General features: G+C 33.2%; 26 protein-coding genes, 1 rRNA gene and 1 pseudogene. 4 read left to right on the forward strand and 24 right to left on the reverse strand.

All coding sequences use genetic code 11. The annotated features are described in order from the left end of the window. Positions 1–23 precede the first annotated feature (23 nt). The 13 genes and pseudogenes from ABWU52_RS06225 to ABWU52_RS06285 form a co-directional block, all read right to left on the reverse strand. The gene (locus tag ABWU52_RS06225) at positions 24–1,250 is read right to left on the reverse strand and encodes a DEAD/DEAH box helicase (RefSeq protein WP_353276640.1); all 1,227 of its coding nucleotides are present in this window, start codon (positions 1,248–1,250) and stop codon (positions 24–26) included. A 34-nt stretch (positions 1,251–1,284) separates the two neighbouring features. Continuing rightward, complete coding sequence (locus tag ABWU52_RS06230) at positions 1,285–1,536, reverse strand: cold-shock protein (protein ID WP_006015726.1); 252 nt, start codon at positions 1,534–1,536, stop codon at positions 1,285–1,287. A gap of 174 nt (positions 1,537–1,710) precedes the next feature. Continuing rightward, a complete protein-coding gene (locus ABWU52_RS06235) occupies positions 1,711–3,045 on the reverse strand; it encodes a TldD/PmbA family protein (protein ID WP_353276642.1) in 1,335 nt (444 codons plus the stop codon). A gap of 18 nt (positions 3,046–3,063) precedes the next feature. Next, positions 3,064–3,936, reverse strand: coding sequence for an ATP synthase F1 subunit gamma (atpG, locus tag ABWU52_RS06240; RefSeq protein WP_353276644.1), 873 nt, complete (start codon positions 3,934–3,936; stop codon positions 3,064–3,066). A 166-nt stretch (positions 3,937–4,102) separates the two neighbouring features. Beyond that, positions 4,103–5,323, reverse strand: a complete 1,221-nt coding sequence (locus tag ABWU52_RS06245; protein ID WP_353276646.1) for a tetratricopeptide repeat protein — start codon at positions 5,321–5,323, stop codon at positions 4,103–4,105. Beyond that, positions 5,320–6,051, reverse strand: a complete 732-nt coding sequence (locus tag ABWU52_RS06250) for a hypothetical protein (RefSeq protein ID WP_353276647.1) — start codon at positions 6,049–6,051, stop codon at positions 5,320–5,322. The genes ABWU52_RS06245 and ABWU52_RS06250 overlap by 4 nt, the downstream gene beginning before the upstream one ends. Then, entirely contained in the window at positions 6,044–7,273 is a 1,230-nt protein-coding gene (locus ABWU52_RS06255) for a lipoprotein-releasing ABC transporter permease subunit (protein ID WP_353276648.1), read from the reverse strand. Before ABWU52_RS06255 ends, ABWU52_RS06250 begins: the two co-directional genes overlap by 8 nt. A gap of 116 nt (positions 7,274–7,389) precedes the next feature. Continuing rightward, positions 7,390–7,959, reverse strand: a complete 570-nt coding sequence (locus ABWU52_RS06260; protein ID WP_353277751.1) for a phosphomannose isomerase type II C-terminal cupin domain — start codon at positions 7,957–7,959, stop codon at positions 7,390–7,392. Next, positions 7,948–8,691 (reverse strand): annotated as a pseudogene (locus tag ABWU52_RS06265) (mannose-1-phosphate guanylyltransferase); the annotation flags it as partial. The pseudogene ABWU52_RS06265 and the gene ABWU52_RS06260, both read right to left, overlap by 12 nt. Before the next feature lie 118 nt (positions 8,692–8,809). Further along, positions 8,810–10,054: a hypothetical protein gene (locus ABWU52_RS06270; RefSeq protein WP_353276650.1), complete on the reverse strand. Its 1,245-nt coding sequence runs from the start codon at positions 10,052–10,054 to the stop codon at positions 8,810–8,812. Between the two features lie 76 nt (positions 10,055–10,130). Beyond that, positions 10,131–10,496, reverse strand: coding sequence for a succinate dehydrogenase, hydrophobic membrane anchor protein (gene sdhD, locus ABWU52_RS06275; protein ID WP_353276652.1), 366 nt, complete (start codon positions 10,494–10,496; stop codon positions 10,131–10,133). Then, positions 10,493–10,870 (reverse strand): succinate dehydrogenase, cytochrome b556 subunit, encoded by a 378-nt coding sequence (gene sdhC, locus ABWU52_RS06280; RefSeq protein WP_353276653.1) that lies wholly within the window; start codon positions 10,868–10,870, stop codon positions 10,493–10,495. The genes sdhD and sdhC overlap by 4 nt, the downstream gene beginning before the upstream one ends. A 102-nt stretch (positions 10,871–10,972) precedes the next feature. Beyond that, positions 10,973–12,476: ribosomal RNA gene (locus ABWU52_RS06285) — 16S ribosomal RNA — on the reverse strand. A 153-nt stretch (positions 12,477–12,629) separates the two neighbouring features. Between ABWU52_RS06285 and ABWU52_RS06290 the strand changes: the two genes are divergently transcribed. Continuing rightward, on the forward strand, positions 12,630–13,247 hold the full coding sequence (locus ABWU52_RS06290) for a hypothetical protein (protein ID WP_353276655.1): 618 nt from the start codon (positions 12,630–12,632) through the stop codon (positions 13,245–13,247). A 532-nt stretch (positions 13,248–13,779) separates the two neighbouring features. Here ABWU52_RS06290 and ABWU52_RS06295 read toward each other — a convergent pair. The 11 genes from ABWU52_RS06295 to ABWU52_RS06345 all read right to left on the reverse strand — a co-directional run bounded on the left by ABWU52_RS06295 (position 13,780) and on the right by ABWU52_RS06345 (position 19,465). After that, on the reverse strand, positions 13,780–13,932 hold the full coding sequence (locus ABWU52_RS06295; RefSeq protein WP_029237694.1) for a hypothetical protein: 153 nt from the start codon (positions 13,930–13,932) through the stop codon (positions 13,780–13,782). 24 nt (positions 13,933–13,956) lie between these two features. Continuing rightward, complete coding sequence (locus tag ABWU52_RS06300) at positions 13,957–14,100, reverse strand: GDSL family lipase (RefSeq protein WP_353276657.1); 144 nt, start codon at positions 14,098–14,100, stop codon at positions 13,957–13,959. 13 nt (positions 14,101–14,113) lie between these two features. Then, positions 14,114–14,260, reverse strand: a complete 147-nt coding sequence (locus ABWU52_RS06305; protein ID WP_353276659.1) for a GDSL family lipase — start codon at positions 14,258–14,260, stop codon at positions 14,114–14,116. A gap of 616 nt (positions 14,261–14,876) precedes the next feature. After that, complete coding sequence (gene rpoD / locus ABWU52_RS06310) at positions 14,877–16,775, reverse strand: RNA polymerase sigma factor RpoD (protein WP_353277753.1); 1,899 nt, start codon at positions 16,773–16,775, stop codon at positions 14,877–14,879. Positions 16,776–16,914: 139 nt separating this feature from the next. Further along, complete coding sequence (locus ABWU52_RS06315; RefSeq protein WP_211907728.1) at positions 16,915–17,217, reverse strand: cation:proton antiporter subunit C; 303 nt, start codon at positions 17,215–17,217, stop codon at positions 16,915–16,917. Then, positions 17,214–17,633 (reverse strand): Na(+)/H(+) antiporter subunit B, encoded by a 420-nt coding sequence (locus tag ABWU52_RS06320; RefSeq protein ID WP_010404274.1) that lies wholly within the window; start codon positions 17,631–17,633, stop codon positions 17,214–17,216. The genes ABWU52_RS06315 and ABWU52_RS06320 overlap by 4 nt, the downstream gene beginning before the upstream one ends. Next, positions 17,626–18,150, reverse strand: coding sequence for a DUF4040 domain-containing protein (locus ABWU52_RS06325; RefSeq protein ID WP_211907727.1), 525 nt, complete (start codon positions 18,148–18,150; stop codon positions 17,626–17,628). The genes ABWU52_RS06320 and ABWU52_RS06325 overlap by 8 nt, the downstream gene beginning before the upstream one ends. A gap of 11 nt (positions 18,151–18,161) precedes the next feature. Further along, positions 18,162–18,434, reverse strand: coding sequence for a monovalent cation/H(+) antiporter subunit G (gene mnhG / locus ABWU52_RS06330; RefSeq protein WP_012481981.1), 273 nt, complete (start codon positions 18,432–18,434; stop codon positions 18,162–18,164). A gap of 6 nt (positions 18,435–18,440) precedes the next feature. Beyond that, a complete protein-coding gene (locus ABWU52_RS06335) occupies positions 18,441–18,686 on the reverse strand; it encodes a monovalent cation/H+ antiporter complex subunit F (RefSeq protein WP_353276661.1) in 246 nt (81 codons plus the stop codon). Between the two features lie 29 nt (positions 18,687–18,715). After that, complete coding sequence (rpoZ, locus tag ABWU52_RS06340) at positions 18,716–19,108, reverse strand: DNA-directed RNA polymerase subunit omega (protein ID WP_353276663.1); 393 nt, start codon at positions 19,106–19,108, stop codon at positions 18,716–18,718. A 60-nt stretch (positions 19,109–19,168) separates the two neighbouring features. Beyond that, entirely contained in the window at positions 19,169–19,465 is a 297-nt protein-coding gene (locus ABWU52_RS06345) for a helix-turn-helix domain-containing protein (protein WP_211907726.1), read from the reverse strand. Positions 19,466–20,320: 855 nt separating this feature from the next. Here ABWU52_RS06345 and purE point away from each other — a divergent pair. The 3 genes from purE (at position 20,321) to hflK (ending at position 24,091) form a co-directional block, all read left to right on the forward strand. Beyond that, positions 20,321–20,821, forward strand: a complete 501-nt coding sequence (purE, locus tag ABWU52_RS06350) for a 5-(carboxyamino)imidazole ribonucleotide mutase (RefSeq protein WP_214249852.1) — start codon at positions 20,321–20,323, stop codon at positions 20,819–20,821. Beyond that, positions 20,821–22,650, forward strand: coding sequence for a DNA mismatch repair endonuclease MutL (gene mutL, locus ABWU52_RS06355; protein WP_353276664.1), 1,830 nt, complete (start codon positions 20,821–20,823; stop codon positions 22,648–22,650). Before purE ends, mutL begins: the two co-directional genes overlap by 1 nt. A gap of 415 nt (positions 22,651–23,065) precedes the next feature. After that, on the forward strand, positions 23,066–24,091 hold the full coding sequence (gene hflK / locus ABWU52_RS06360) for an FtsH protease activity modulator HflK (RefSeq protein WP_353276665.1): 1,026 nt from the start codon (positions 23,066–23,068) through the stop codon (positions 24,089–24,091).

The following is a 24,091-nucleotide window of genomic DNA, read 5'->3' on the forward strand; positions in this document are numbered from 1 at the left end:
GAATAGAAGAATAGTTAAGTACATTAATACGCTTTTTCTAGTACTCTGCTTTTCTTCTTAAATACATTGATCTTTTTTCTACCGTATTTAGCCTTTAACGTACTTGGCCTTTTAAAGATCTTTTTGCCGTTACGTTTTTGAGATTGCATACTACAATCAAAATTTGGCTCTCCTTCTTTATCTGCTAGTGCAGGCAGTCTTCTCTTATCTTGAGGTGTAACAAAAGATAATGCAAATCCTTCAGCTCCCGCACGTGCAGTTCTACCTATACGATGAACATAATCAGCTTGCGATTGTGGTACATCATAATTGATAACATGTTGAATGTGCGGAATATCAAGGCCGCGAGAAGCAACATCTGTTGCAACCATGATTTGATTGCGGCCACGACGAAAAGAATTAATGACTCTTTCACGCTTGTGCTGCCTTAAATCACCATGAATTGCCAAAGCGCTATAGTCATCTTTGTGCAATTTGTCAGTTAGCTGATCCGCTCCTCGCTTTGTTTTGACAAAAATAATGATCGATCCTTTGCGCTGACATAATTGTGTAACAAGTTTTCCATATTTTTCTGATTCTGATGCATAAACAATTTCTTGCTTAATTTTTGCAGAAGTTGTAGCCTGACAATCAACAGAAACACGCTCTGGCTGATTAAGGTACTTCTCAGTAAGTTTAACTATATCACTAGGAAGAGTTGCAGAAAACATAAGAGTCTGACGTATTTTTGGCAGATATTTCATGATCCCTTCAATTTGAATTCCAAAGCCCATATCAAACATACGATCCGTTTCATCAAGCACAAGAGTGCTGACATTGCGAGTAATCAAAGCTTTACGCTCAATATGATCTATAATACGACCAGGAGTACCTATTATGATTTGTGGTTTTTTCTGAAGCTGATTTAGCTGCCTAAAAATAGGCTCACCTCCAATCAACAAAGCGACTCTTAGTACAGAATTTTGAGATAAGAGTTTTCTTATCTCATTTGTTACCTGATGAGCAAGCTCTCTGGTTGGCACGATGACTAAAGCTGAACCAATGCTTGGCTCATTCAGCAATTTAGCAACCAGTGGAATAGCAAATGCCAAAGTCTTTCCAGTTCCCGTTTGAGCAGATCCAAGAATATCTTTGCCCTGGAGAGCTAGAGGAATCGCTTGCATTTGAATCGGGGTTGGAACACAAAGATTATTTTTACTTAGAGCTTGCCTAAGCAAAGTTGGAAGCCCCATTTCATGAAAATTACTCACAATACATTACCCTATTAAAAAGCTTCACGATAGACTAATCTTCTAATCTTAAATTTATTGCAGACTTTTTATCTTCCCCGTTCCTACCACGCTCCTCTTTAAGCTCATAACTTACTCTTTCCCCTTTCATTCCTTTCTTTTTATCCTCTCCTCGAAGTGCATCAGGTCTTATTCCTGAACGTTCTAATGTACTAACATGTACAAAAACGTCCTCACCTTTACCTTCTGGCTTGATGAAACCATAGCCTTTTTCAACATTAAACCATTTTATATTACCAAATTCCATATGGATAACTCCTAAACTACTAACTAATATTATTAATGTGATGAAAAACTTTGAAATTACGATTTAGAATGCTTTAAGCTTAGTTACTGCAACTAAACTTCTATACTCCATAGTCTATTCTTAACATTACATAGCAATAGTACACAATTATTGTACTTAATGCAACTAAAATTTTCAATCACTAAGTGAACCTGCTACTGTCATTTCGCTAACTTTAATCGTTGGTGAATTAAACTGCCCACAGAAAGTTAGGTCATTTGCAACAACTAAATTGCTAAACATATTTTTTAAATTGTCGGCAACAGTAATCTCGTGTATTGGATACGTTATTTTACCATTTTCTATAAAAAATCCGCATGCACCTTGACTATAATCGCCATTGATTAAATTAACACCAAAACCAAATAAATCAGTTACATATATTCCTTCTTTTACTTCCTCAATTAATTCCTTAAACGATCTATTACCATTTTTGAAATAGAAATTACTAGCTGAAGGAATAATTGCAGCATTACTTGCACGAGTTGCATTTGCGGTCGTTTCCAAGTTTAATTTCCTAGCCGAATATAGATCTAAAATCCAGTTTTGCAGTACTCCATTTTTTACAAATTCATTTCTTCTGCTCATTATTCCTTCCCCGTCAAACGGTCTTGATGTTATACCCCTTGGTAACAATGGGTCATCAATAATGCTAATCTCAGTATTAAAAATTTGAGTATTTAAACTATTTCTCAAAAAAGAGCTATTATTTACAATATTGCTACCATTTATGGCAGAAGCAAAGCTCTTTACTAGCTCTTTTGCTGCTCTTTTTTCAAAAACAACCGGAAATTTGCCTGTCCTGATTGTACATGAATCCAATTGATCTATTGCTCTTTTTGCTGCTTCTTTCCCTATTGACTCCGGTGTTTTTAAATCACTGAAGTTGCATGCTACATCGTAATCGTAGCCTATTTTCATTTCACTCTTTTCTCCAGCAACAACAGAAACCTGATTAACAAAAGTTGACTTACTAAATGAACCAACAAAACCAGAAACGGTTGATAATACTGTATTTACTGAAGTATGTGAAGATGAAGCTCCTTCGGAATTAATAATATTTTTATGTGCAAGAGCTGAATTTTCTGTAGCTTCAGTAATTTCTTTTAATTTATCAATTGTTACAACATTATTATCTGAGATATTTAAATCTGCAGAAGAGATATAATTACTGCCATCTACAGCAAAACTAATATAAGGATCTTCCTGGGCATTCTTTGCCATTTCCACCACTTGGCTCACTGCACTACTAAGATTATTCAAATCGTTTGTGGAAATATACGCAGCTTTGTTCTTACCTGCTATAGCTCTAATTCCGACAGTACAGTTTTTAGATTGTGATATTTGTTCAATTTTTGATAGACGCTGAGAAACCGAGGTCTTATTAGTTTCATATATTGTAACTTCTGCGTCTTGATTCTGCTTTTTTATTAGTTTAGTGATATCTGCTGCAATATTTAATATATTCATTTTTCATTCCTTGAGTTTCTATAAAGATTCTGCACCACCTATAACTTCAATCAAATCAGTTGTAATTGCTGCTTGACGAGAACGATTATAAAGTAATGCTAGTTTATTTAGCATTTCTTTTGTATTTCTGTTTGCTGATTCCATAGCAACCATCCTAGCACTATTTTCACTTGCTGCACTTTCAAGTAAAGCAGAATAAAGAGCAGCTGTAACATAATCTTGAGTCAAAGATTTTAAAATAAACTCAATATTTTGTGGTTCATACTCATAGCTGTAATCTGTTAGAGGACTAACTACAGAATTATCAATTAATAATGAGTCTTTACTCCATGGTTTTATTGTTTCTAATATTGGCTTTTGCATGAAGGTATTATAGAATTTACTGTAAAAAACCTTAACTTCATTGTATTTACTTAGATCTATATCACTAACCAAGGCTTCCACACGCTTTAGTGTGATTCCCTTACTATTTTCAACCTTCAAGATATTTTTAGAATTAAATCTATTTTTGCCTGTCTCAAAAGCTTTCTTACCAAAAAAAACAATGTCTACTTTCTTATCATTTGCAATTAATTTGTTTATATGCTCCTGACTGAATTTAACAACAGAGGAGTTGAAGCTGCCACATAAACCACGATCAGATGCAATAATAAATACTAGGAAAGAATCTTCATTATTGATATTTAGAATTCTTGCTAGTAACTCTTGATCCGCTGATAGCGCTAGTGAAGAAATAATGCTATGCAGCTTAGATATATGCAATTTTGAATTTGATAATTTCTTTTGGCTTTGTAATAATTTTGCTGCAGAAACCATTTGCATTATTTTCGTGATTTTCTGCACAGACTTAATATTTTTAATTCTTAAGGATAATTCCTTTAAGCTCTTCATTTTGTATATAATTCTAATTTATTAAAATATATAACTGGTAATGTCTAAAAACAAGTTTTTTTGACATTGGAGTCAAACCTAACTAAGAAACTCACAGATTTACTGTTTTGAGATAAAGATTATATTAAAGCAATCTCGATGTAAAAGTATCACACCTTATGGAGTCTTATAATATAAGGTAAATACAATTAAGACTATTGCAACTTGAGCACTTATAATCCCATTGCTTTAGCTCTTTATTACAATCAACACATTTCCAACCTGGATCAGGCACAGCTTCTGAGTCCATCTTATTTAGCCAGTAAATTGCTTGATCATACTCTTGTAGCATAATCTTGAGCTGTACCATAACAAGGTAGATTGATATGTAATTAGCTTTTTTCATAGCAATATCTAAATGCTGACTTGCAAGATCATATTTCCCTAAGCTAATTGAAGACAAAGCAAGCAAGCAATAACTAAAATAATAATCAGGGCGTAAGTTATATAGTCTTTCAGCGCCTTTATTATTTAACTTGATATACATTCTAGCTGATTGAGGAGTAGGATTTACTCTATACTCTTCCTCTAATACTGTGGAAGCTTTTCTGATTTTTTCAAGCTTGATATATAATTCTGCCTTTAAATAATTGATGGGCTGAAAAGTTGCATAATAACTTTGTGCTTTAGCTAAATAATCTATAGCTTTGTAAAAACTTCCTTTACTTTCGTATTGCTTTGCTAAAGCGCAATAAAAAACCGCTAACATCTTTTTACGATCAAAGGGAAGAAAAATATTGAATTTGATAGCTTCCTTTAACTTTGAAATTGCATTTATCCAATCTTCTTGCAATATACAATGCTCTATTTGAAAGGGAATAGACAAAATTTTATCATTAATTGAACTAGAGCAATATTCTATAAATTTTTGAAAGATTAACCTTTCTTGCTTTAGGTGAATAATCAGTTTATTGATCAGAAGTAGAGCTAAGTTGCGATTTTTACTTGCAATACTCGTTAAATTATGGCTGAAAAAGCTGTAATTTCCCGTTTTACCTGAATTAAAGAGCTTTACTAAAGATAATTTATCACTTTCTTCATTTAGATTTTTAATTAGCTTATTGGTGTTCTCTATATTACCTAAGTCTAAGCTAAAGAAAGCTTCAAAGAGAAGCAATTCTTCCCTACTTCTTCTTCTATTTTTTATGTTAGCAAATGTTGATGAAATAGAAGAACAAAAACGTGCAACTGCAATCAATAAAAATAATAAGACTACGCAAGCAAGAATAACAAAATATAGATCAATACTTATAGTGTAATTGCCTAATTCCAATTTTATTACTTCACCACTTACCTTGATCCATATGCCAAATAAAAACGAAAAAGCAAAAATTATAAAATAAATCATGAGATGTATTGTAATAAGTGACGATATATTATTGAAGTATTCTTGAAAGCTACAATAAAATCATTCAATTTATTAAGCCATGGTTTGAATTCTGGGTATGTTAAGTCACTTATTGCGGTGGCTATGCTCTGCCAATCATTATCGCTTATTAATTCTTCAATTTCCGCAAGCTTTAACCTGAGTGGATCACTACGATCATCTATCTTTATCCAATTTGAAATGATTTTTTTAAACAAGTTACTTTTATTGTAGTTAATAACAGTCATGTTCTTCTCAAAAGACAATTTCAACCCGCGTAAAGTATCTACCTCTTTCAAATTTTCCAATTCATTTACTGCATTTTCTATTTCTGGATCGTCAAGCTCTGATATCAAAGGCTTTATTGAATTTATATGATTATCAAACTTGGCTTCTCGCAATAACGAATTCTTCATCTTAATCACAAGTAGCAGCAACTTTGCGAGGTTCTTATGCCTTAAACTACCATCACCCTGCTCACATTGAGTGTGAAGATTTCTCTTTAAGTCAAATATCCTTTTTTCTACCCTAGGTTGATTAATTTCAAGCAACATTCTAAGTTCATCTATCTTTTCCGTTAAAACACTTATACTGTCTTCACTTTCTTGCTGATTTATTTTAAAAAATATTATGTTATTTATTGTAATATAGCTGGCAAATAACAATACAATTAAGAACCAACCTATGCATTTTTTTCGAGTATCATTCATAACGTAATATCTCCGCTGGGTCTTGTGCAGCTGCCTGCAATGCAGGAGGAATTGTTGCTAAAAATGACAAGAACAATGCAAGTGCAGAAATGTTCACTACATCTTGAGAAACTAATATCACTGGCAAACTTGAAAAAAAGTATATCATAGGATCAAATAGCTTGATGTTGGTAATGTTTTCTAAAAACACTCTAATATTTTCAATATTGAGAGAAAAAACAACCCCTATAATAGAGCCAAGACAAGTTCCTGTAAAACCAATGAGCAATCCACAAGCACAAAATATGCGCATAATGCTTCCGCTTGTTGCACCAAATGTACGCATAATTGCAATTGCAGATTTCTTTTCTTGCACTATCATCATCAAACTTGAAACAATATTGAATGCTGCTACAACTATAATTAATGTGAGAATTAAAAACATCACATTTCTTTCAGTCTTTAAAGCATTAACATAATGGCTTTGCTGAGATTGCCAACTTTCAGCTCTCATTCCTGTTTCTTTTGCTATAGCGTTTGCTAGCTTATTAGCCATAGCAATATCATCTACAAACACTTCTATACTTCTCACATTATCTTTATAATTAAAAAAAGCTTGAGCTGACTTTATGGGCATATACACCAAAGTATTATCATACTCAAACATACCCATATCAAATATTGCTACAACTTTATATTCTTTCATTTTTGGTATTTCACCAGACAATGCGTCAAATCCTTCAGGTGATATAAGCATAATGTTATCACCATAATCAATATTCAAAGCTTCTGCTAATCTTGCCCCTATTATGATACCTTCATCGAATTTTTCCACGTTACCCATAATTACATTATTCTTAACGGTAGTATTATTAAGTAAGTCTTTAGTTGACACACCACGGACTACGCTACCCATAATTCCACCATTTGCTGCAACGATCACTTGATCATTGGTCATAGAAGTAGCTTTTAATACACCTGGGATTTTCTCAATAGATTTTAACACTGCGTGGTAATCTGAATTTATGCTTCTATCAAAGTAAACATTAATATGGCCATTAATGCCAAGTACAGAGTCGAGCAGCTTTGCTCTGAACCCATTCATTACAGACATTACTACTATTAGCGTTGCAACTCCAAGAGCAATACCAATAATAGAAAACAAGGCCATTATAGAGCAAAATCTAGAATTCTTTGCTCGCAAATAGCGAATAGCCATAGTAAATTCAAAGGCAATACACATTATACTAAGATTTAAATATCATACTTTTTATGCTTCATATAACTGTAATTTTTCCTTTACCCCAAATTAGGTTGTCTAAATTTAGCAAGCTTATAGAATATATTCAATATTCTATATTAAGACCTTCCATATATATCGTCCAATCTTACTATATCATTATCAGATAAAAACTTTCCTACCTGAAACTCAACTATCTCAAGAGGAAATCTTGTACTTTTATTCTCAATTTTATGAAACACCTTCCTTGGAATCTCTATTACATGATTTTTCGTTATAGCATATGTTTTGTCATCTAAACTAACATATCCAACTCCTGATAGTATTATATGGTATTCATCTCTATAGTGGTGAAATTGCTTAGAAGTGCAGCTTAGTGGATTTATAAAAAGATATTTTATAAGAAAATCCTTGCCCATTAAAACTACACTATAAAATCCCCATGGCTTAATCTCTTTCCTTATTGGCTTTACTTCCTTAACTTTATTAATGAACAACATTAGGCTCTTACTTGGCCGTTTATAAACTCTACCTAGTAAATTTTTTGCATCATTTTCTGTCATCAAAACTGGCTCTCTTCCTTTGGTTACAGCTTGAAACGACTCAAAATTCTTATTAAATCTCTTACTTAACTCTAAAACTGAACCCCAAGTGCCAACATCCATCCAATCAAAATTGGCTTCTATCATTACAATATTTTCTGCTTTTTCTATCACTAGGTGATCAATAGATGTATCACCCATTTCTGCACAATTTTGCTGTTCTAAATACAGAAATCTCTCTCGTGATACAAAATGCTTCATACTTTTACAACATAAATTATAGAGAGTCGGAGCAATTTTTTTTATCTCATCTATATAGCGTTTTGCTCTAAACACAAATATTCCAGAGTTCCAATAATGATCGTTACTTACCTTACGCTCGGGTTTTTCTGTAAAATCTTTTACTATATGACATTTTTCTTTCTGACCATATACTGCATTTATATAGCCGTATTCAGAATTGAATTCATGAGGCTTTACCCCAAAAGTGACTATAGAGTCAGTTTCAGAGGCTAGCTTAGACGCTTTCTCAATAGAAACATAAAAACTATCCAAATCACCTATAAAATGGTCTGAAGGCAGAACTAAGATTGTCTCGTTCCTATCGCAGAGAAGCACAGCAATTAGTATTGCTGCTGCTGTCCCAATTTTAACTGGTTCAAAAACTACTTTACATTCCTGTAATGCATGTAATTCCTGCATCAATAATGACTCATATTATATATTTGTGGTAATGATGGGTGGCATATAATCGCCTTTTAGCCTCAACAAAGTGTTGTGAAACATAGTATTCTGACTAAATATTTTCTGAAATTGCTTTGGCTTAGATAGAGGCCAAAGTCTGCTGCCACTACCACCACACAGTATTACAGGGCGCATTTAATTAAGATATTAATTATTTGATTAATATCTTATACTAACAGCAAAATGCATGCAAGTTTTTATTGTGAGATGATTAAAGTAAAAAGTAATTTAAAGTGATGGTTGACTATGAGCATTATGGAATCCCTACATTTCGTGATGAGTCTTGTCTTCTTTCTATCTCTCTATCAATATTAGGAGTGCTGCTTTTTTGATTAACGGCTGCAGCTATTTTTTTATCAGTTTTGTTTTGCGGCTTCTCCTTTAAGCTTTCTCCAACACCTGGTTCTCTGGATTTATCTATACTTTCACTACTTTCATTCAGCGCCTTTTCCAAGTCTCTTTCAATACCTGGACTTCTAGCGTCAAGCTCATCCCATGTGCCCACTATACTGAGTGGCTTATGATCCTTCTGCTCCGGCTTTAGCCCTTCTTCACCTTTAATAATATTAAAGTCACTTTTTGCCTCTTTCCAACATTCTTTCAATTGGTGTTTCCACATAGTAAGATAAGCATCACCATACTTTTTCTCATTTTCTACAAATAATAAAATTGGAACCTTAAGTATTGTAGCTCCCATATTTACTAAATTTTTTACTACCACTGCAGGAGTGAAAAAAAGATAACCAAAAGATTTTGCAACTCGATTTTTTCTAGCTATCAAATTCTCTCCTAATTTCATAGGGATAAAAGTCAGCATTCTAGCACAAATCTTAGCTAAACCCGCAACAAAAACAATAGGAACAGATATCAGACTTTTATCTAGCTCTAGACTACCATTTTGATCTCTAATTTCTGAAAAATTAGTGCTTAATTTTTTATAATTACTAGTGTATAGTAATTCTCCATTTCTTCCCTTTTCATCAACAACTCCCTGAACTTTACCCTCTCCATTTTTTACCTTTTTCATTAGCACAGAAGAGTGAGTTAATTCAAACGGATATTTAGGATCATTAGTTTTTTTAGCTTCAAAAATTGGAATATGTTTTTCAAGATCGATTTTTGAAAACTCAAATGGTTTATAGTAGCCATCATAATGCTTAACATCCTTGTTTTTTTCCCGATTAACTAAAAAGTCAATAGTAAAATAAGACCTATCGTCCGTTTCCTTGACAAAAGTTAATTCAAAACTTGACCGCTTTCGATCTCTCTCGCCATATGAAAGTTTATATATAGTCTCACCATCACTATTCTTACTTTCTATAACTTTCCCAGATTCTACAATCTGATCGTAATTCTTTGGATATTTGCATTTTCTTCCATCTGTATAGGTCATTACCTTTCTAAGATCCTTGACATAAATTTGAGATTCAGATGAAGCAAATAAAACTTTTGCTTTAAGTGTAAAATCTGTTACTGCTTTTTTTAACACTCCGAACATGTTGTCAAACCAAAATCGCTATAGTTCAATAATAAAATTAGTAAACTAATAATATATTAACACAAAACTAACAATTCTACAAGAAAATATGCCTATAAGAGAAAAAAGTCGTAAAAGCAAGGACTATATAAGTAATGCTTGATAAGTATTTTATGCATGTAATTGTAAAAATCCTTAGAGGTACGCTGTCTATATAATCTTCACACACTACCTGCATTCCAAGAACTGCATGCCAAAAAATGCAAAACACCAGTATAACAAAAAACAAAAGCTCTAGTGGATGATTAATAGCCTGAAATAATTTTTCATTAAAAGATAAAGGGCTATCAACATAAAATGTGCAAGAAAATGAGTAAATAAACCAAGGAAATAAAAATAATAAAATCACCGCAGAAACACGCTGGATCCACCAATGATGTACTGAATTTACAGATTGACTCATATAAATATAAATAAAAAAGCCATAGTAGAAAGAAATAGCATTATTGTTAGTAACATAGCACTTTTTAAAACACTAGCAATTTCTAAATTAAGCCCAGCATCCCACAATAAATGACGAATACCATTAAGAAAATGATACATAAAGCTTACAAAGCATAAGATATAAGCTAATTTAGCAACAGGAGTGAACAATAATGCATTTAAGCACCTTACTATAATTAACTTAGGGGAGTAAACATATAATATAAAATACCAAGAAAGTATGATTAATAAAAGAAATAGCAAGATACCAGTCAATCTATGCATAATAGAAAAAAAACTAGTAACTTGTACTTTATATACTTGTAAATGTGGGGAAAGAGGCCTATTACTCATAAAATTTCGTTATCGAGAAATTAAAAGATAAAGTAGAAGTAAAGACAGCAGTATAGTACATAATGACACTATTATTTGAAATGGTGAATTACGTACAAAGCCTAAGGAGGTAATCCAGCTGCAGATTCCCCTACTGCTACCTTGTTACGACTTCACCCCAGTCACTGATCCCACTTTAAATAACTCCTTCCTTGCGGTTAGGCCATTAGCTTCGAGTGAAACCAATTCCCATGGCGTGACGGGCAGTGTGTACAAGACCCGAGAACGTATTCACCGTGGCATGCTGATCCACGATTACTAGCGATTCCAACTTCATGTACTCGAGTTGCAGAGTACAATCCGAACTGAGATATCTTTTAGGGATTAGCTTAGGCTTGCGCACCTTGCAACCCATTGTAGACACCATTGTAGCACGTGTGTAGCCCACTCCATAAAGGCCATGATGACTTGACATCATCCCCACCTTCCTCCAGCTTATCACTGGCAGTTTCCTTAAAGTACTCAGCATTACCTGATGGCAACTAAGGATGAGGGTTGCGCTCGTTGCGGGACTTAACCCAACATCTCACGACACGAGCTGACGACAGCCATGCAACACTTGTGTAAAATCCGGCCGAACCGACCCTATCCCTTCGAATAGGTATGATTTCCATGTCAAGAAGTGGTAAGGTTTTTCGCGTTGCATCGAATTAAACCACATGCTCCACCGCTTGTGCGGGTCCCCGTCAATTCCTTTGAGTTTTAATCTTGCGACCGTAGTCCCCAGGCGGAATGTTTAACGCGTTAGCTGTAATACAGAAAGTAAACTTCCCATATTTAACATTCATCGTTTACAGCGTGGACTACCAGGGTATCTAATCCTGTTTGCTCCCCACGCCTTCGCGCCTCAGCGTCAGATTTGAACCAGATAGACGCCTTCGCCACTGGTGTTCCTCCTAATATTTACGAATTTTACCTCTACATCAGGAATTCCTCTATCCTCTTTCAATCTCTAGATTAATAGTTTTAAAAGCAATTCCAAGGTTAAGCCTCGGGATTTCACTTTTAACTTATTAACCAGCCTACGCGCCCTTTACGCCCAATAATTCCGAATAACGCTAGCCCTCTCCGTATTACCGCGGCTGCTGGCACGGAGTTAGCCAGGACTTCTTCTGTGAGTACCGTCATTATCTTCCTCACTAAAAGAGCTTTACAACCCAAAAGCCTTCTTCACTCATGCGGCATGGCTGGATCAGGCTTTCGCCCATTGTCCAATATTCCCCACTGCTGCCTCCCGTAGGAGTCTGGACCGTATCTCAGTTCCAGTGTGGCTGATCATCCTCTCAGATCAGCTATAGATCATTGCCTTGGTAGGCTATTACTCCACCAACTAGCTAATCTAATATAGGCTCATCTAATAGCAATAAATTTTTCCCCCGTAGGGCGTATACGGTATTAGTTGCCGTTTCCAACAATTATTCCGTACTACTAGGTAGATTCCTATACATTACTCACCCGTCTGCCACTAAGTTATACTATAGCAAGCTACAGTATAACTCCGTTCGACTTGCATGTGTTAGGCCTGCCGCCAGCGTTCATTCTGAGCCAGGATCAAACTCTCAAATTTAGACTTCAACCTATAAAAGGTTGAGGGTACATCGGATAAATCCGACAAAAAATAATTTAGCTTAATACTGCTGTCTTTATTTCTACTTTAGAAATATTTTAATCTCCAACTATTCAAACAACTTTAAGAATATTATTATGTGATATAATCACTATGTCAATATGTTTTTGCAAATCAAAAGCATTAATGTATAAATATATAACTATTTGGAATATTACCATGAAAAAATACATCTTTCTGCTTGCACTCGCGCCAATGTTAGTTGGCATCACATTATACTTATTGCGCAACATTGATAACACAAAACAATCTATAACTGCAGGTGACAAGTTTTACGAAGTATTATTCTTAAAAAAAGATAATAAGTCGCTGCTAGAAGAAATAGATTCAAATTGGGAGTATTTAGCAAATTTTGAACGCGCATTCAATCATATCTCAGATTCAATGCCAACAGACACAGCATCTATTATTTATAATGATTTGGCAGACGATAAAGATGCTCCTGATGTTTTGCGTGAGTTAGCACAATACTTAGAAGTAATGAGCTTACTTCACTCCAGCGGTGAAAAAACAAATAAAGATAAAATTAGTAATTTAGAATCAAATGCAGTGTACCCTTATTCAAGCCAAGAAGCTATCGCTATATTAAAGATACACAGTAACGACATTAAAGGTGCAATTGAAATATTGCATTCATTATTAAATGATAGAGAATGTCCGACTCTAATCAAGGCCAATGCACAAGAATTACTTCGGATATACGAAAACTAAAAAACTTGCTTGCATAACAATTTGGCAGCGCATCTGATGAAATAAAGAACTTTACTTGACAAACCTCCCTATTTTATTATGGCACTAAAAGTATTTATGACTCAAAATTTGTTTTTGACTGTAGGATCAATCACAAAATCCAGTAAAAACTTAGGTGTTTATTGGCAGATTACGTAAAATTATAGCGGTTTTTTAAATTTTTTCTATACTCAGCCAAGTCGCGCTTGTTAGAACATTATTACAGCACCACTTACAGTAATATAGAGTCAAAATTTCACTACTCAGAGGTTCCTTTTACCTTTTTATTTAGTAAGACTTCTCTATATTTATAGTTAATATATCAAAGAATAAACTTCACTAGCAGAATGTCATTCTAGCACTAAAATGACAAAAAGAGGATAAAATCGCAATAGCTATGTATCAAGCACCGTTGTATTTTCTCTATATTTTAGATTACTTTGTTTACCCCCCTCCCTTTACCATTCAGCTACGCAGATAGTTACTACAAACCGTAAAGATGTTTAAAAGAAATCTAATTTTTTATCAACTCATACATTTCATTACCAACTTCACAATAAGGTTCTGCAGTTGGATAAAAATAATCAAAAAAGAAATAATCCTTTAGTATTTCTGTGCTGCATCCAGAATTATAGTAAGTATCAAGCCTTCCTTTAAATATCAACAATAGTATCTTCATACTTTTTCCAAATCACCCTACCCCAAACTGGTCTACGATGTTTGATAGGTATGCATCTCGATCATTTAACCCTTTGCTCTTATATTTACCAAGCATACTTTTCATTTTAGAGTTAAGATCGAATGCTTTTATTTCAAGATCTGCACCTTTCTTCATATAATCTAAATCATTAGCTAATTTTGTATTGAAACTCTGTGTAAGCTTTGCAGCCAGCTCTCTTGCTTTTCGTCTTTATTAAAGCTAGTATCAAACCAACCTCAGTCACATTTGCAACAATCGCATGCTTTACACCATATTCATTTAGAACCAAATGCATTACATATTTCACTAACCGCTTTATTTCAATACTTTTTCTGCTTTAACATTGTTATAAGCAGTGGCACCCATAATATTATTTCCTCGATTATAATGAAAAATAAAATCTCCTTTACCTACGTCTGGATGATGTTTAATTACTGCGTTTAGCTGATTAACTAAACGAAATTTATTGAGGAAATAAGAAAAAATAGGGTTAAGAATTTCAGATGCTGTTGCATATAAAATCGCATAGTTATGATCTTGCCGTTCATAGTATCGATCAAAAAATGAGCATCTCCATGATGACTTAAATTCTTCTAAACCTAAATACTTTGCTACATATTCAACAACAGTAAGGTCATTGCTAAAAATCCTCCTTAATAAAAAGGGGCATTAAGTTTCACGTTTCTTACAAAGGATAAGTTATTAAAATTTCAATAATTACACCATTATCAGATAAACTATCACCCAGAACACAAAAATTTTTACACTTTGAATTAGAGTTATTATTTTTATTTGCCATAACATTCAATATCTAATCATACTGCTCTATAAAGCCTATAAAAAAAGAAAAATAGGGTAAAATTATAGAACTTTGGCTGAATTTTACCTATTTTTTGAGCAGCCCTTCTGCCTTAAAAGAAACCTCTAAGTTTTTTAGCACGGCTTGGATGTTTCAACTTACGTAGTGCTTTTGCCTCTATTTGCCTAATTCTTTCACGTGTAACATTAAAAATTTTTCCTACTTCTTCTAAGGTATGCTCCTTTCCATCTTTACCAAGGCCAAAGCGCATCCTTAGAATTCTTTCTTCTTTTGGTGTTAAAGTTGCAAGAACATTGGTCGTAATGCCACGCAAGTCGGCAAGTATTGCAGCATCCTCTGGTTTAGAAACTCGCTTATCTTCTATACAATCACCGAAGGTACTACTATCATCCTTTCCTGTTGGAGCTTCAAGACTTACCGGATCTCTTGCTATCTTCATAACTTTGCGTATTCTTTCTAGCGGCATCGCCAATTCTATACTCAATTCCTCTAATGTAGGCTCTCTACCCATTTCATGAGTCATCTTTCTTAATGCTTTGTTGATTTTACTGATAATTTCCACCATATGTACTGGTATTCTAACTACTTTAGACTGTTCAGGTATTGCCCTAGTGATTGATTGTTTTACCCACCAAGTACCATAAGTCGAAAATTTATACCCACGTTTGTAATCAAACTTATCCACAGCCTTCATAAGACCAATATTACCTTCTTGTATCAAATCAAGCAGATCAAGGCCTCTTTTTGAATACTTTTTAGCAATCGAAATCACCAGCCTTAAATTAGCCTTAATCATTTCTTGCTTTGCTTGAGAGACTTCTTGTTCATGTTTCTGTATTCTCTTGATTACCTTCTTAAACTCCTGAACTTTATCTCCTTGTACATAACTCTTAATATTGCTTAAGGCACTAGCTATATACTCATAGCTATCGTTTATAAACCTTAAGAATTTATTTTTTAATTCACCTGTAAAAAGAGATTGATTTTCATCAATCTTGAGAAAACTTATTTCACTAAACTCGTGCTCTAAAAGCACATCATCATAAACATTATAAAAACTTTCTCTATCAATACCGTACTTTCTAGCTTCAGTAATAAGATTAGCTTCTTCAAACGTGATTAGTCTACTTATTTCGTAAAGTTTTTGTGTAATTCTGGTAATAGCAGCATCACTAAACTGAATTTGTAATGCTACAGACCATATTTGATTATATAAATTTTCTAGCTCATTAGAGAAATCTTTAGAATTTTTTTTCAATACCAATGCTTCATTTGTTAAAGCAATGATCTCATCCAATGCCGTGATAACCTTTGGCAATAAATCACTTTCCATTTCAAGAACAGAAATATTTAAGTTAGCTGAACTTATGTCTTCACTCTCATTTCCCTTTTCATCATTACCTTTTTCCTCATCATTAACACAATCTCTAACATCTTCAGCTTCACTTTCTTCTTTGTCTACCATATTAAAATCAGAGTTATAAATTGCATCCAGATTTATAATTTCTCTCAGTAAAAAAGTTCCACCACTTAAATCATCACGCCATGTTTTGATTATTTTGAATGCCACTGATGTTTCAATTATTGCACGTAACATGTTATGCTTTTCAGATTCAATTTTTTTTGCTACCTTAATTTCATCTGCTCGTGACAAAAGCTTTACAGAGCTCATATCCTGTAAATAAATCCTTACTGGATCATCATTTTGCACTAAAGTTGTAGTAGTATTCAACGATGTCTCATCATCATCAAGCTTATTACCATCATCATTAGAAGGAGCTTCTTCCTCATCTTCACTACTTTCGAGTATGTTAATTCCAGAGTCTTGCAATAAAGCTATAGTATCATCTATAAAATCAGTTGAAAAATTTTCATCTGACAACTTATCATTTATATCATCAAAAGCGATAAAACCGCCCTTTCTTATACTTTTGGTTACAAGATCTTTGATGATCTTTTTCCTATCTTCCGTACCATTAATAGTTGACATCATTACCTTTACAGTTTATAATTTTATTTCTTATTTATCAAATAAACTTACAATTAGCAAGCTTATAGTTTTATTCTTAATTTATAGTTACTTGCTACTTCATATAGTTTAAGATACTATCAATTTATTCACACTCTTCTTAATCAACTAATCTCTCTATTCTTACTACTATGGACAATCCAACTGAAAATGTTGCAATTCCAACCACTATAGCAGTAAGCATTAAGACGTGAGGTATAGGATTGGTATATAAGTGAAAATTTGAAGTCAATATAGGAGGTAAAGAACTTTTTACATACCCTAAAGATATGTAAAACAACAAAACAGATGCTTGTAAGACACTTAATCCCATCATTTTTTTGATTAAGTTTTTATCATTTACAATGATATAGAAACCTAGCACCATTAATATAGTAATGCCTACATAATTATATAGAGTCATTGTTTTTTCTTGCGAGCAAAATTTATATATATGATTAACATGGAAGAAGAAACGGTAAGCAATACACCCAGCTCCACTAAGAAAATACCCAATTTTTGACCTGTTCTACTATCAGCTGACAATATACTATAGGATAAAAAATTTTGGCCAAATAAAACTGTTATAATACCAGCTCCTCCATAGGTTAAAATACCTAGTACGTTAGTAAATTTGATAATAGAGTAAGGTATTGCTTTTAAAGTTGTAGGTATATCAAATAACATAGAATATAATATTATCCCAGAAGCAATAATTATTCCCGCCTGAAAACCTCCACCTGGAGTATAGTCACCATGAAACTGTATGTATAAACCAAACAAAATGATAAAAGGTATCATCAAAAATGTTACTGCACTTAATACCGGATCTTTAATCACTTTCTTTCTCTTCTAATATTAACATTATACAAAGTGCAGCAGTAAAAACTACTATAGTTTCTCCAAATGTGTCATAGCCACGAAAGCTTGCTAAAACAGCTGTCACTATATTAGGAATACCAATAGCTTTTTCAGTACTTTCTACATAATAAGGAGCAACATGCAAGTGAACTGGAGCATTATGACTGCCAAAATCTGGTAATTGAATCATAAAGTATGATAAACATGCAGTCAAAAATAACATAAAAAAAAGTGTTGTGGGGCTATGAGATAAATTTGCTTTGTAATTCTTTACCAAAGAGAGTGCTGCAAACGTAAAGACTGTGCTCAATCCTGCACCAACAGAAGCTTCAGTAATTGCAACATCTGGCGCATTCATAATCAAGTACATAAGTGCAATAAGTGCACTAAATACACACATTAGAACAGCACTTACAACCAAATGTTTCGAAAGAACTATAAAAACTGTAACCGTGAGTAACAGCAAAAGTAATATTAGATTCAGTGTTTCTAGCATCTTAACCTTCTTTAATAGTCTTTACTTTTATAATAAGTACGCGCTAAAATATAACTGTTAGTTGAATTGGCTATCCATATTATAAAAATCAATAATATAACTTTAATAGTATTGATTGAAAATTCATTTTGCCAAGCAAAACCAATCAACAACAACATTGCGCCACTAGAATCTGCAATACCTGCAGCATGTAGTCTAGTATAGAAATCAGGAAATACTACTACTCCTACGCTTGAAATGACTATTAAACAAACACCTAAAAATATGAGAATGGATGCTACCATAAATTATCAAAACAACATTAATCTCATTAGCGCTATAGTTGATATAAAGCTGATGCTAGCATATAGTAATGCTATATCAATTAAAAAGAAATCATTCAGAACAATCGATATTGCTGTTATGAGTAAAACTAATTGTGTTGATAAATTATTGAATGCTAAAATCTTATTGTAAACATCACTTGACCTAAATACTATACAACATAACATTACACTCATACAGAACAAAAGGACATAGATAGAAATACTAATCATTTATAAACTATTATAACCTCTGCAGATTTCTAAATCGGTACTTCTTCACCACTATCTTGATCATCTATTTCATCATCGTGGCTTTCTTGACTTACATCCAGACCTGTGTTAAGTTGATGATCAGAAAAATTTAACAAATTCGCTAGCTTACTTGGACTATTAATATAAGTATTATCTGTGTTTCCTTTCATGTGCTCCTTGCACCTTTTGACCAAAAGGTTAAACAACTCATGAGTATTCACCTTCTTTTCCGCTATTTCATATAAAGAAACTATCGTATCCTTATGATCTTTAAACTTAACCATTTCAACGGGATCGCTTGCCCCTGTACTCAAATCATGCGTTCTTTGACTTGCTAGCAGAACCAACTTAAAACGGTTGTGTACCTGTTCTACACACTTTTCTACAATAGACTCAACCATAAAATACTACCTTGATAAGCTTTATACTATATCACAAAAAATAAGATGTCAACTTCAGATCTATTGAGATCCAATTCTACATTCTACTTTTTCTTCTTTAGCTTTTACTGATTGATTTTCTGTTATTGTAATTGTTATTTCATGATCAAGCTTTTTCAAAAAACCTAACAGTCTCTCTAAAGAAAAACCACTTATCTTACCACTTTTAATTTGTGACACCTTTGGTTGATCAATACCAAGTTTCTCAGCCGCACAAGCTTGAGTCCAAGTATTTTTTCCTATAATTTTACTTATTATGCCAAGCAATTTTTTTTTTATTGCTTCACTATCCAGATTGTTTAATGATATTGTTTCCATAATTTTTACTCTCACATACCAACTAGCTTTATTAAATATTATATCATAATATTTAACATACCAATATATTAATAGTATATAACTTGTCAATAACTATCTGATACTCAAAATTTTAAATTGACTATAATTTTTATCAAAATACTAGTAATTTCAAACTATTATTTTGTAAAAAACTTACTATTAAAGAGAATAAGTTGAAATTGCAAAGTTTAAAATACAGAAATAATCATTTTACAAACTCGTTTTAGAGACTGTACATGATCTCAAGAAAGGAATAAAGCCGGAGATAGAGTATGTAAATTATGAAAACAGAGCAAGATGAGTAGGAGAAAAACTGAGTAGAGTTCTGTAGAAAGAAACAAAATCAAGAAGATTTAGGATGTATTTTACATAGTGTTACAGGTCCTAAAAAGTGGCTTCAGTGAATCAACAATGTTTTCAAAATGGCAAGATTATTTTAATAAATGAAGTAAAAAACATAGCGGAAGTAAAGAAAGTGTTTTGAAACATATATAAAAAAGTAGTTGCAAAGAAACAAATAAAAGGATTTAACTGTAGAGATCTTTGCCGTATTGTCAAAAGGTAAGTCTCTAAATACTCTTATAGAAAAGTGTAGACAATTGTGATAAGCAAAATTCAATACTAGCTTACAAATCGTCTTCTTGCTTCCACCGCTTTGCTTCTAAAAAGATTATGAATAGACCCTTAATATCCGAAATTTATACCTCTATATTTTAATATAGGGATTCATTTCAATTTTTAAAGTTTCTATTTAATGAGAATGCTATATCATATTCGTAATTTAATTTAAATATCTGTTGCTTCTGAAATACTATTTGGTTAGTAAATAAAATCATGTCTAATACAGAAAAAATGAAAAAGGATGTTGCTGTAATTATGGGAAGCGAGTCGGATTATGGCACTATGGTGCATGCTATTAACCTATTAAAAGAATTGGAAATTTCACATGATGTATTTATAATATCCGCACACAGAACACCAGAGAGACTCTTTAATTTTACTAAGTCTGCTCAAGAAAAAGGCTTTAAGGTTATTATAGCTGGTGCAGGAGGAGCGGCTCATTTACCTGGTATGACTGCATCGCTTACTTATTTACCTGTTATCGGTATTCCTGTGCATAGCAAACAATTAAATGGGCTAGATAGTCTATTATCTATAGTGCAGATGCCAAAAGGTGTTCCAGTTGCAACAATGTCTATAGGAGAGAGTGGAGCATGCAATGCCGCTATTACTGCTGCATCTATATTGTCGATTTCTAATAGTGAAATTGCAGATAGATTAAAAAAATGGAGAGAGGAGCAAACTCAAGCAGTAAAAGAAAAACCAACATTATAATGGCAATAGTTCTTTTAGATACAAAAACCATAAATCGTATAGCAGCAGGAGAGGTAATAGAAAGGCCTGCAAGTGTGGTAAAGGAATTAGTGGAAAATGCAATAGATGCGAGAAGCTCAGAGATAGAAATTAAGATAGAAAGTGGTGGGCGTAACCTCATTACTGTAATCGATGATGGTAGCGGAGTAAAAAAGGATGATTTAGAACTTGCGTTTATGCGCCATGCTACTTCAAAATTGAGTGACAGTGAATTGATAGAGATCAAGCATCTTGGCTTTAGAGGAGAAGCTTTGCCTTCAATTGCAGCAGTAAGCAGAATAAAATTATCATCTAAGGCAAGCAAAGCAGATCAAGCATGGTCTATAAAGTATGAGGGGGGAGAAAAAATAGGAGAGCTTGTTCCTTATCCTTTATCGATAGGAACATATATTGAAGTACGAGATTTATTTTTTGCCACACCAAATAGACTAAAATTTCTCAAAACCGAAAGGGCAGAAACACAAAGCATTGTTGATATTGTAAACAACTTAGCAATGATCAATTATGGAATTGAGTTTACTCTTATCTCCGATAATAAGAAGCTTCTTAAGTATGCTAAGCAGACCTCATTATTTAGCAGGCTATGCGAAGTAGAAGAAGAATTTCATGAAAACTCTTTGCAAATTAGTGAAGAAGAAGATGGCATTAGACTTACAGGATACATCTGTAAACCTACTGTCAATCGTAGCAATTCAACTCAGATCTATACATTTGTTAATGGTAGACCAATTAAAGATAATCTACTTATTGGTGCAATTCGTTATGCGTATCACGACCTTATTCCAAACAATAGATATCCTTTTGCAGCGCTGCACTTAAAGATACCGTATGATCAAGTTGATGTAAATGTTCATCCAAATAAATCAGAGGTAAGGTTTCAGAACAAGAGGCTAATATATGAAATAGTGAGAAGAGGGCTAATAAAAGTGCTATCAAAGAGAATAGATCTTGTAGAAACTGTATTGGCCCAGACTGGAACAACAACGAATCATCTATCATCAGATCCTTTTAGTAGGTCTAGTCTTAAAAATGAATTTTATGGAAGAAGGTCGGATCCTTTTGAAAACCAGTTAATGAGAGAATTTACTTCTCCAAATATAGAGACAAAAAGCTTATCAGAACATTCAAAATCGTTTGATTATACTGGTATGCAAAAATCTCCTCCACGAGCAGAAACTACAATTTTGGAAAGGAAACAAACCGATCTAATAAGGGACTATCCACTTGGGTTTGCACACTGTCAAATCTACAATACTTATATTATTGCTGAGGTAAGAGACAAACTAATTATAGTAGATCAGCATGCAGCCCATGAAAGATTAGTATACGAGTGCTTAAAGGAGAAATCAAGTATAAAAAGACAAAAACTTCTTTTGCCTGAAATGGTTGAAATCAAAAATCAAGCTGGAATGGAGATGATTAAAACTTATAAAGATAAACTTTTTGAGATGGGTTTTGAGATTGAAATTAAATCAGAAAATAAGATCATAGTAAAAGAAGTTCCTGCAATCTTAGGAGCAGTAGACACAAAGAGAATGCTCATTGATATAGTGGATAGACTAACAGAAATAGAAGATACATTACCTATAGAGGATAAGGTGAATAAAATACTAGCCACAATTGCTTGTTATGGATCAATAAGAGCAGGCAGAAAGATGAAATTGGAGGAGATGAATGAATTATTGAGGCAAATGGAAAAGACACCTTATTCTGGACAATGTAATCACGGAAGGCCAACCTATATAGAAATGAAATTAAGCGATATTGAAAAGTTATTTGAGCGAAGGTGAGAAGTTATCACAAATATGTATAGATTATACAACCCTAGTTTCGTCATCTCAAAACTCAGATACACAATTGTTTGAACATTCTAATTTGCAGGTAATTTGCATAGTAGATAATGTCATTCCATCACTTGACAATGATTTATTATGCAGCTACTTGATTAAAATTAAGTTTCCTAAATCCCAGGCATTGTCTTTATATGTTAATAATTAATATACAACTAAAGATACTTATCAAAAACGACAATAAAGAATTCAAAAAAAAGCTAGAATTCTGTAGAATTGACCATAAGATATAGAAAAAAAGGAAGTGTATGATCACATCCTTCAATCTGATCATTAATTTGTAAACAAAATAGTTTTGCATTTTTTGATAAGATTAAGTAATATCAGCGTATTAGTTATACAATTAATAATTTTTATGGATGAGCGTAATCCTTGGAATCTTGGAAAGAAACCGTCAGGTCCAGGTAATGAAGATATTTTAAGTAAAGCTGTGTCTGATATAAGATGCTTTTTTAATGGCTTAACCAGAAATAGAGGGAAAAAACCTTATTTCATCATTTTCATTGTTTTGTTGTTTTATTTTTGTACTGGTTTCTACATTGTCCATCCGAGTGAGGAAGGTATAGAACTTACTTTTGGCAAATATTCCAATACAGAAACATCTGGTTTGCGTTATCACTTCCCCTACCCTATTGGCAAGGTTTTTAAAGTGAACGTTAAAGAAGTAAATCGTGAAGAAATTGGGATAAGCAGCTCTTATGGGCGAGATACAGATCGTGGTGAAGGAGTGATGCTTACCGGAGATGAGAACATAGTCAACGTTAACTTTGAGGTCCAATGGAGAGTCAGGGATGCTAAAGATTATTTATTCAAAGTGCGGGATTATAAACCTGGTTTTAGCGTTAAAAATGCTGCTGAAAGTGCTATGAGAGAAATAATAGGTAAGAATACGATCTCTTTTGCACTCGAAGGTCAAGGCAGGGCTGAAATTTCCAGAGATACTAGAATTTTATTGCAACAGATTCTTGATGGATATCAAATGGGTATAGAGATTTTATCCGTTCAAATGAAAAAAATTGATCCACCAGAAAAGGTGATTAGCTCATTTAGGGATGTACAAAGTGCTCGCGCAGATAAGGAGCGTACCATAAACGAAGCATACGCTTACAGTAATGATATTATACCTCGTGCAAAAGGTGAAGCAATAAAGATAAAATTAGATGCAGAAGCATACGAGAATGAAATAATAAATGAAGCAAAAGGTAATGCAAATCGCTTTTTATCTCTTCATGAAGAATATAGACAAAATCCTTCTCTTGTTAAGAATCGTATTTATCTTGAAACTATGGAAAATATTTTTAGCAAGGTAGATAAGTTTGTTATAACAGACGATCTGAAAGGTATGTTCTCTTATTTACCCCTTACAAATCTAGGAAAATAG

Source organism: Wolbachia endosymbiont (group B) of Villa cingulata (assembly GCF_964028285.1).
Lineage (GTDB): Bacteria > Pseudomonadota > Alphaproteobacteria > Rickettsiales > Anaplasmataceae > Wolbachia.

Coding starts and splice junctions, on each gene's coding strand:
- ABWU52_RS06300 (WP_353276657.1), bottom strand. CDS start 14,100: ATGAAGAAAGGTGCAGATCTTGAAATAAAAGCATTCGATCTTAACTCT.
- ABWU52_RS06250 (WP_353276647.1), bottom strand. CDS start 6,051: ATGAATGATACTCGAAAAAAATGCATAGGTTGGTTCTTAATTGTATTG.
- ABWU52_RS06290 (WP_353276655.1), top strand. CDS start 12,630: ATGTCAATATGTTTTTGCAAATCAAAAGCATTAATGTATAAATATATA.
- mnhG (WP_012481981.1), bottom strand. CDS start 18,434: ATGGTAGCATCCATTCTCATATTTTTAGGTGTTTGTTTAATAGTCATT.
- ABWU52_RS06255 (WP_353276648.1), bottom strand. CDS start 7,273: ATGTGTATTGCCTTTGAATTTACTATGGCTATTCGCTATTTGCGAGCA.
- ABWU52_RS06235 (WP_353276642.1), bottom strand. CDS start 3,045: ATGAATATATTAAATATTGCAGCAGATATCACTAAACTAATAAAAAAG.
- atpG (WP_353276644.1), bottom strand. CDS start 3,936: ATGAAGAGCTTAAAGGAATTATCCTTAAGAATTAAAAATATTAAGTCT.
- ABWU52_RS06325 (WP_211907727.1), bottom strand. CDS start 18,150: ATGCTAGAAACACTGAATCTAATATTACTTTTGCTGTTACTCACGGTT.
- ABWU52_RS06270 (WP_353276650.1), bottom strand. CDS start 10,054: ATGTTCGGAGTGTTAAAAAAAGCAGTAACAGATTTTACACTTAAAGCA.
- ABWU52_RS06335 (WP_353276661.1), bottom strand. CDS start 18,686: ATGATTAGTATTTCTATCTATGTCCTTTTGTTCTGTATGAGTGTAATG.
- ABWU52_RS06230 (WP_006015726.1), bottom strand. CDS start 1,536: ATGGAATTTGGTAATATAAAATGGTTTAATGTTGAAAAAGGCTATGGT.
- sdhD (WP_353276652.1), bottom strand. CDS start 10,496: ATGAGTCAATCTGTAAATTCAGTACATCATTGGTGGATCCAGCGTGTT.
- mutL (WP_353276664.1), top strand. CDS start 20,821: ATGGCAATAGTTCTTTTAGATACAAAAACCATAAATCGTATAGCAGCA.
- ABWU52_RS06260 (WP_353277751.1), bottom strand. CDS start 7,959: ATGATAGAAGCCAATTTTGATTGGATGGATGTTGGCACTTGGGGTTCA.
- hflK (WP_353276665.1), top strand. CDS start 23,066: ATGGATGAGCGTAATCCTTGGAATCTTGGAAAGAAACCGTCAGGTCCA.
- rpoZ (WP_353276663.1), bottom strand. CDS start 19,108: ATGGTTGAGTCTATTGTAGAAAAGTGTGTAGAACAGGTACACAACCGT.
- ABWU52_RS06305 (WP_353276659.1), bottom strand. CDS start 14,260: ATGCATTTGGTTCTAAATGAATATGGTGTAAAGCATGCGATTGTTGCA.
- sdhC (WP_353276653.1), bottom strand. CDS start 10,870: ATGAGTAATAGGCCTCTTTCCCCACATTTACAAGTATATAAAGTACAA.
- purE (WP_214249852.1), top strand. CDS start 20,321: ATGTCTAATACAGAAAAAATGAAAAAGGATGTTGCTGTAATTATGGGA.
- ABWU52_RS06345 (WP_211907726.1), bottom strand. CDS start 19,465: ATGGAAACAATATCATTAAACAATCTGGATAGTGAAGCAATAAAAAAA.
- rpoD (WP_353277753.1), bottom strand. CDS start 16,775: ATGTCAACTATTAATGGTACGGAAGATAGGAAAAAGATCATCAAAGAT.
- ABWU52_RS06315 (WP_211907728.1), bottom strand. CDS start 17,217: ATGACTCTATATAATTATGTAGGCATTACTATATTAATGGTGCTAGGT.
- ABWU52_RS06245 (WP_353276646.1), bottom strand. CDS start 5,323: ATGATTTATTTTATAATTTTTGCTTTTTCGTTTTTATTTGGCATATGG.